Source organism: Tahibacter aquaticus (assembly GCF_004363655.1).
In the GTDB taxonomy this organism is placed as follows: Bacteria; Pseudomonadota; Gammaproteobacteria; order Xanthomonadales; family Rhodanobacteraceae; genus Tahibacter; species Tahibacter aquaticus.
In genome coordinates this window covers 44,338-52,498 of sequence record NZ_SNZH01000027.1, presented here as the reverse complement: position 1 = coordinate 52,498, position 8,161 = coordinate 44,338, and the positions used below count along the sequence as shown (strand labels likewise).

Genomic DNA, 8,161 nt, shown 5'->3' with positions numbered 1-8,161 from the left:
CTGGACGTCTGCTGTGCGCATTGCTGTTCGCTAACCCGTTATTGATGGCGCCTATCATTGTGCCTGCGGAAACTGGTTTCTCAACAGCCTGCTAGGCGACCCACAACAATTGCTCCCTCGTGCCCTAGTAGGAAGACGAGGTCCAGTAAGACTGTCGATTTCTACTCTTAGATCACCGTGAAAATCCCGGCTGCCACAGAACTGTGCCGCAGCCACGTCGACTATGTATTACAAGACATAGGCTCGTAGACAATATCGGTGCGAAAAATGATAGACCAGCTATTTACTGCAAAAAATTTCAGAAAGATATTCGATTCACAGAATCGGCGGGGCCACGACCTCGCCTCTAGGTTCTTCCCAGATGCACACGCGATCTCGTCAGAAATTCGAGATCGTGCGGGGAGAATCCGAAAGATTAGAGCGGCCGATGATTGGAGATTGAAGAAAGACCTTGTCGATCAGGTCAACAAAATAAGAACTGAAATTTCTGCGTGCAGGCTTCGGCGGTCACGACTAATTGACGATCAGCTCCAGATCACTAGCGACCGCGTCCTTTCGTCCAGGTTCAGAATCGACATCGCAGCCAAAATGGGGCCCGGTGGGAAGATTGTCTATGTCGCGGACGGAAGCCCAGAAAGCTATTTTGTGTTGAAGCAGCTGCAAAATAATCTCAGGCGAGCGTATTCAATCAAGCAGTCCAACCGGCACGACGCAGCGTGCCAAGTTCGGGGTGCGCTTGCTGGGTCTCTTGGTTACGAGATTGTTCGGCTCGATGTTTCGCAGTTTTATGAGTCAATAGATAGAAAGATGTTGCTTGAAAAATTGGATAGCGACGGAATTCTTAGTACTGCTTCAAAGAAATTCATAAGGCAGGTTCTGGATTGCTACCAAAAACTTTCCGGGATGGATCGCGGATTGCCGAGAGGAATTGGAATTAGTGCCTATCTAGCGGAGCTTGTTCTGTCGGAATTTGATGCATGCGTGCGCTGCATTGAAGGCGTTGTTCTCCACTGTCGATATGTAGACGATATTGTCCTCATTCTGATGAGAGATAGCTCAGAAATAGCGGCTCTAAGTATCAAGGGCGTGGCAGAAGAGAAGCTCTTGGAAGTTGGTCTGCGAATTAACGAGAAGAAGACCAGGTACTTCAATCTTTCCGATCCGGCGACGCTAATCAGGGGTAGGCTCGCGCGATTCGAGTATCTGGGATATAGATTTACGAAGTGCAGATCCGGTAACCGCGTTGAACCGCGCGTCACCGTTGAAATTGGCGCCAAGAAGATAACGAAGTACAAGTTCAGAATGACCAGATCATTCTCAATATATAACAGGCAGAGATCAGTTTGCCGACGGCGGGCGTTTAGGGAGTTGATCGCCAGGCTAAAGTTTCTTACAGGAAACACCAAGCTTGTTGGTAACAAATCCTCAGCCGCAACTGGTATCTACTACAGCAATTCGCTAGCCAATAAGACAGAAAACCTGTCGCTACTCGACAAGCAGCTTGTCAGGCTGGCTAAGCGAACTCGATCTAGGAACCTTGTTAAGCGTATCAAGTCAATGCGATTTAAGGTTGGCTTTGAAGAGCGTGTATATCACAACTTCAATACTCATGAGCTAGGCCGAATAGTTAAAGGGTGGAAGTATGCGCCGCGGTAAGCGAAGGCCCCTTTCTAGATCGGAGTTTCGTCCGATACTTACGGATACACTTCCATTTGAAGTTCCGCCTACCTTCTCGAATCGAGGGTTCTATTCCTTTCTTGAGGAATTCAATGTCCGCTATGAGTCAGAGTGTGGAACTCTATCTTGGTCTTGCGACGATTCTAGTCTAGATGTCGTAATGCAGCTGATTTCGGGGATGCTTCCTGGTTCTAAAGTTTCGACTTCAACTACTACGGCGTGGGGGAAGCGAAGAGCGACGAGATCGCTTGTCGCGCGGCCGGCGAGCGGGCTAGCAAACAAGAAAAATTGGCGAGCACCATTTTCGTTTATTGTGTCTCACGGTCTGGGTGGTAGAGCGCTGACGATCCCTCACCCGTTTAGCCAGCTAGAAGTCTCCGCTTTCTACTCAAAATTCCGAAATCTAATCGCTTACTACGCTTCTGCTAGCAAGTTCTCCATTCGTCGGCCTGTTAGGGTTGCCAGGAGCACATTCTTTAATGATAGCCTCCATTTACAGAGAGTCGACTCCGAGACCCGTGGCGTTGAGCAGTACGGCAAAGAATACGAAAAGCTTGGATCATTCTTTGTATACAAAAACTATAGGAATATTCATAGGTTCTTTGAGTCAAAGGACTATCATAGGTGCGAGTCGCAATATGATGCGATGACGCTGATCGATGTTAGCAAATGTTTTGATAGCATCTACACTCATTCCATTGCTTGGGCGATTCTTGGCAGAGAAAGAACAAAGCTTAACTTAGGCGATATCGGAGGAACATTTTCGGGGCGTTTCGATGCGTTAATGAGTTCGCTAAACGATGGCGAGACGCATGGAATAGTCATTGGCCCGGAATTTTCGCGAGTGTTTGCCGAGATTATCCTGCAGTCCGTTGACTCCTTGATAGAGAAAGAGCTTGGTGAGCTTGCTATTCCGTTAGTTCACGGGGTCGATTACGAGGTTTTTCGGTATGTCGATGATTTTTATATATTCTATAACGACAAGAAGAACCGGTCCGCAATTGTTAATATTGTTCAGAGGGCGTTGCGTGCGCAAAGACTTGGTATTAACGAGTCAAAGCTGCGTGACTACGAAAAGCCAATAATTACTGAATTGACGATTGCGAAGGACAAGGTTTCCGCGCTCTTGGATTCGGAAATTGTTCCGCTACTGACACATGTCGAGTCCAGTGATTCGCTAAGCTTTTCGTGTCGCGCCAACAGCACTAGATTAATAACAAAATACAAAGCAATAGTCGTTGAGACCCGCGTCGCGTATTCTGATCTGCTTAACTACACATTGGCCGCTATGGAGCGGAAATTGACTCAAGTTGTTGAGAAATTCTTGGACTCGAAGCAGGAGGCCGGGGACAGGCAGCGAGTAGTGGCCGCAGTTCATTCAGTGCTTGAGACGGTATTCTTTTGCTACTCGACCGAGCCTAGGGTAAATCATGTTGTGCGGCTTTGCCGGATGCTTTGTACGTCGATTAGGTTTCTACAAACTCGAGCTTTTTCTAGCGAGCTTCGGCATAGAATTTTTAAGTATATATTTGATAATTTGTTTGTGCAGCTGAACAGAAACTTTCGCCGAGAGTTTCGCGGTATTGACAGTCTTTATTTGCTAGTGACTCTCCAGCAGCTTGGGGGGAGTTATCGTTTGTCTCAGCTGCAGCTGGCGAGATTCTTTCGGATTAACGAAAACTTTGAAGCATTGCTTCGGCCAGGGTATCTCGACTATTTCTCCGTTACAGTCTTGCTTTCTTATGTAGGAGACAAGAAGCGATATCGCCAGATTCGTGCGTTTCTTCAAGCGCACATCATCGATAAGCTCGGAAACGAGCGTCGTAGGTGGGATAGCTGTGAATGCCTGATGCTTTTGCTGGACGTCGTTTCCTGTCCGTATCTAGACGACAGGACGAAGGTGGAATCCTGTCGGGTCTTTGGGTTAGACAATATCTGCCAGTTCTACGCCTTGCGAGATGCGACGAAGCGGTGGTTCACTGCGTGGGGCAAGAGTTTCGACTTAGCTTGGGCACTGGAATCGAAACGAAGTGTCGAGGTATATTGAAGTTGGCGCTCCGTTCTACCCAATGGCTGTGGGCAGCTCACACACAAGCGCCAGCTTGTATCTCAGATGCAATGAGACGCGGGCACGGGCGGTAGGAACGGGCCGCCTTTTTTCTCCTGTTGAGCGGGATCGCTGGCGGTACTGTGCATTACTGCTAAAGGTGACTACCCGCGACCAGAAGGTCTTGGTTTGAGAGCGCAGGATTGTTCGTGCGACGTGCCGGTAGTTGCGAACGCAGGATGATGCGCACCTCGGCCTCGGGATTCACCCGTGGCGTGTCGGTCATCCTGACTCGGCCGAGATTCAAGTCGATATGGCGGCTGCAGCGGGTCAAGATAGCCTCCACTGTCAATTAGGCTGGACATCAACGGCAAGTTCCGCGACGAGTGCCTGACTATGGAGTGGCAGGGTGGTCTACAGCGCCCAATGCCTGGTGCGTAGCACCGGAATCAGCAGGCCGTTGAGGAACCCCCCCCGCAAGCACCCGCGAGCACCCGCAGCGCCGCGATTGGCCGGCTCTACCGCGGCAGTGAAGAAGGCGCGATTCCCGACAGCCGGGTAGTGTCGTGCCTCGCCACTACCCGTAACCCATTCCGGCGGCTTTCGCCGCGATACCTCATTGCGATGCGACGCCGTAGCTCTGCTACGCCGCCGCATCGCGCCGGGTCTCGCGACGAAAGCCGCCGGGATTTTTTTTACGCCGTAGTGACGAGACAGCGCACTAGAAGGTGACGCTCCAGCTGTCAATGCGGCCGGTGTCGCCGGGGCCGCTGTCGTTGACGCGCAGTTTCCAGATGCCGTTGAGCGGCTCGCTGGACAGGTTGAGGTTGAGCGTGGTGTTGAGGTTCTGTGTGGCGCCGCCGGTCTTGTTGTGGATGCTGTAGAGCGTGCCGTCGGGTGCGACCAGGTCGACCTTGAGATCGCCGATGTAGGTGTGGACGATGGCGACGCTCACCGGTGTGCTGGCCGGCGCGTTGCCGCTGCGGCCGGATACGGTGATGGGGCTGTCCACTGTCGCGTTGTCGGTGATGCTGAAGTCACTGGTGTTGGTATAGGTCTGCGCGCCGCCGCCGGTGGTGTAGCTGCCGGTGATGCTCAGGCCCGAGTAGGCCGCATAGCCGCGCACCAGTACGTGGTAGGTGCCGGCCTGCGCCGTCGCGATGGTGCAGGTTTCGGCATTGGTGCCGCTTTCGGAGCGGCAATCGTAGGTCGTCGTGGTCGGCTGCGAACCGAAGCGCGCATAGAGATCGGCATCGCCAGTCCCACCACTGGTCACGAACTTCAGATTGCTCGCACCGGCTGGCACGACCAGCGTGTAGTAGGTGTCGGAACTGGTCGCGCCGGACTGGCCGGTGATCGCCACGCCGTTCTGCAGCACGTTGCCGCCTGGCGGTGCAGTGACGGTGACCGGCTTCGACGTGGTGTTGGTGGCGCCGGCGTTGTCGGTGACGGTCAGTGTGACGGTGTAGGTGCCGGCGGCCGCGTAGGTCTTGCTCGGGTTGGTGGCCGTGGACGTGCTGCTGTCGCCGAAGTTCCAGCTGCGCGAGGCGATGCTGCCGTCGCTGTCGCTGGAGGTATCGGTGAATGTGGCGGTGAGGCCGTTGGCGGCGACGCTGAAGTTGGCGACCGGCGGCACGTTGCTGCCGCTGCTGACGGTGACCGGCTTCGACGTGGTGTTGGTGGCGCCGGCGTTGTCGGTGACGGTCAGTGTGACGGTGTAGGTACCGGCGGCCGCATAGGTCTTGCTCGGGTTGGTCGCCGTGGAGGTGCTGCTGTCGCCGAAGTTCCAGCTGCGCGAGGCGATGCTGCCGTCGCTGTCGCTGGAGCTGTCGGTGAAGCTGGCGGTAAGGCCGTTGGTGGCGACGCTGAAGTTCGCGGTCGGCGCCAGGTTGCCGCCGTTGTTGAGCGTGACGTTCCAGGCGCCGCGGCCGTAGGTGCCGGCGCTGAGCACGTGCGGCGAGTCGTCGATTTCGAGATCGGTCACGACCAGGCCCAGCGGCAGCCCGGTAGAGAAGGCGGTGAAGGTGTTGCCGCCATCGGCGCTTTCATACACGCCGACGTCGGTGCCGACGAAGATACGGTTGGTGTTGAGCGGATCGATGGCGACGGCATTGGCCGGCACGTTGGGCAGGCCGGTGCCTACCGCGCTCCAGGTGGTGCCGCCGCTGGTGGAACGGTACAGGCGTGAAGCGCCGAAACCGGCCCGCGTGACGAACACGCGCTGTGCGTTGAGCGGGTCCATGGCCACGTCGGAAACCACGCCGCCGGGGTAGTTGCCGGTGACGTCGGTGAAGGTCGCGCTCGGCACGGCCGCGTCCGGCGTGGCGTAGATGCGTCCGCTCGAGGTGCCGACATAGGTCGGTATCAGCACGCCCATGCTCACTGGCGTGATCACCGACACGGCCGAGCCCAGGCTGCCGGAGATCGCCGTCCAGGACATCGGACTGGCCGAGGTGGTGGCGCGATAGACCACGTTGGATGCGACGAACAGGCGATTGCTCGCCACCGCCATCGGCGTGACCCAGGGGAAGCTCGACGATGCGGTCATGCCGGTCGTCGCCAGCTTGCTGAAGCTGTTGGCGCCGCCGCCATTGGTCGAACGGTAGATGCTGGGAAAGTTGCCCGAGGGATAGCTGGTCTGGAACACGATGGACGGATTGGTCGTGTCGATCGCGTTCATGAAGCCGTCGCCAGAGACGAAGGTCAGGTCCCACACGGCACTGCTGCTGCGGCGCGACGAGGAGTTGTCCTGGGCGCCGCCGAACACGATGTCGGGATTGGTCGGATGGACGCTGATGTCGTAGAACTGGGTGACATTGAGGTTGGAATTCATGTTCACCCAGCTGCTGCCGCTGTTGTCCGTGCGCCAGACACCGCCGTCGGTGCCGATCCAGAAGCGATCGGGGTTGTTGCGCGAATAGCGCACGACGTGGGTGTCCTGATGCACGGCCTGGCTGCTGCCCCAGGTGGAATGCAGGATGGTGAAGCTGCTGCCGCCGTTGGTGGAGCGCGCGGTGCGGATGCTGCCGACGAGAACGGTGTCGGGCTGGCTGGGATGTACGTCGATGGCCAGGTTGTAGCTGCACTGGCCTTCGCAGGCGGTGCTGCTCCGCAGCGACCAGCTGGCGCCGCCGTCGGCGCTGCGGTGCAGGCTGCCGCTCTGCAGGGCGTAGAGCACGTTGCTGTTGCTCGCTGCCATGGCCAGGCGCAGGCGCGAGCCCGACACACTGAGGCCGCTGTTCATGGCGGTCCAGGTGGCGCCGCCGTCGGTGGATTTGTGCACACCGCTGCCGGCTACGCCGGCGAAGACGGTGGCGGAATTGGGCACGAAGATCAGGTCTTCGACGTTGCCGTTGAGTGTCTTGGTCCAGCTGCCGCCGCGATCGGCCGAGCGGTACAGGCCCGAACCCGACAGCGAGCCGCTGCTGCAGCTGCCGGCACCGCCGGCGAGCACGACGTTCGCATTGGTCGGCTGCACCGCGACGGCATTGACGATGGACAGCGGCATGGCTCCGCTGCCGCTGCCGTTGCGCGCCTGCCAGCTGCTGCCGCTGTCGCTGCTCACGTACAGGCCCTGACCGAAGTAACCGGCACAGCCGCCGCCGTTCCTGTCGCCGGTGCCGACCCATACGTTGGCCGGCGCCGCCGGCTCGACGAACAGCGCGCCGATGGGCAGGGTGCCGACCTGGTCGAACAGCGGCGTCCATGACGTACCGCCGTTGCTGGTCTTCCAGACGCCGCCGGCGGCGGCGCCGAAGTAGACGGTGTTTTCATCGGTGGGATGCGGCACCACGGCGTTGTTGCGGCCGGAGACGCGGCCCATGACCCAGTTGCTCATGTTCATGGACGAGGGGCCCAGCGGCGCCCAGGTTTCGCCGGCGGCGTGCTGCAGCGGCGCCAGGCGTTCGACCTCGGCCTTGAGTTCGGCCGCGGCCTTGCGCCGTTCGCTGTCGGCATTGGCAACGCGGTCGAGACCGCGCGACTGGATGAACCACAACTGGCGCTGCTCGATCTGCCAGCTTTCCTCGCGCGGCCGATTGACGCGGTCGCCGTCGAACGGCGTATCGGACTGGGCGCTGGCGAGGGAGGAAACGGAAACGGCGGCCACGAACAGGAGCAGGTGGCACCGGGCAACAGGGCGTACGTGCATGATCAGTTCTCCGCAAGCGGCAGCCGGTGTGGCGATTCGGTAATGCGTCGAACGGCTTCGGCGTCGTGCTGCGATAGGCCGTTGCGCGTGGTACTCCCTGCACGTTCGCCGCGCTCAGCGCGCGGCGGAATCCCTCGGGATTCTTCGTTCAACGAATTGCCGAATCGCCACACCAGGCTGCCGTAGGCACGACAAGCGAGGAGTGCGGCCGGCGCAGTGTCGTTGCTGCGTCGCGGCCGCTGTGGCGGGTGCAACGAACGGGGCGCGCGGCGCCCCGTTCGTGCCCC

General features: G+C 57.9%; 3 protein-coding genes. 2 read left to right on the top strand and 1 reads right to left on the bottom strand.

The window, feature by feature from the left end:
* The first annotated feature begins 267 nt into the window (after positions 1-267).
* Both drt3a and drt3b read left to right on the top strand, forming a co-directional pair.
* Positions 268-1,656 (top strand): antiviral reverse transcriptase Drt3a, encoded by a 1,389-nt coding sequence (gene drt3a / locus DFR29_RS27595; RefSeq protein ID WP_133821869.1) that lies wholly within the window; start codon positions 268-270, stop codon positions 1,654-1,656.
* The gene (gene drt3b, locus DFR29_RS27590) at positions 1,643-3,724 is read left to right on the top strand and encodes an antiviral reverse transcriptase Drt3b (protein ID WP_133821868.1); all 2,082 of its coding nucleotides are present in this window, start codon (positions 1,643-1,645) and stop codon (positions 3,722-3,724) included. The genes drt3a and drt3b overlap by 14 nt, the downstream gene beginning before the upstream one ends.
* Before the next feature lie 721 nt (positions 3,725-4,445).
* On the opposite strand, the gene DFR29_RS27585 is transcribed toward drt3b, so the two are convergent.
* Entirely contained in the window at positions 4,446-7,874 is a 3,429-nt protein-coding gene (locus tag DFR29_RS27585) for a PKD domain-containing protein (RefSeq protein WP_133821867.1), read from the bottom strand.
* Positions 7,875-8,161 lie beyond the last annotated feature (287 nt).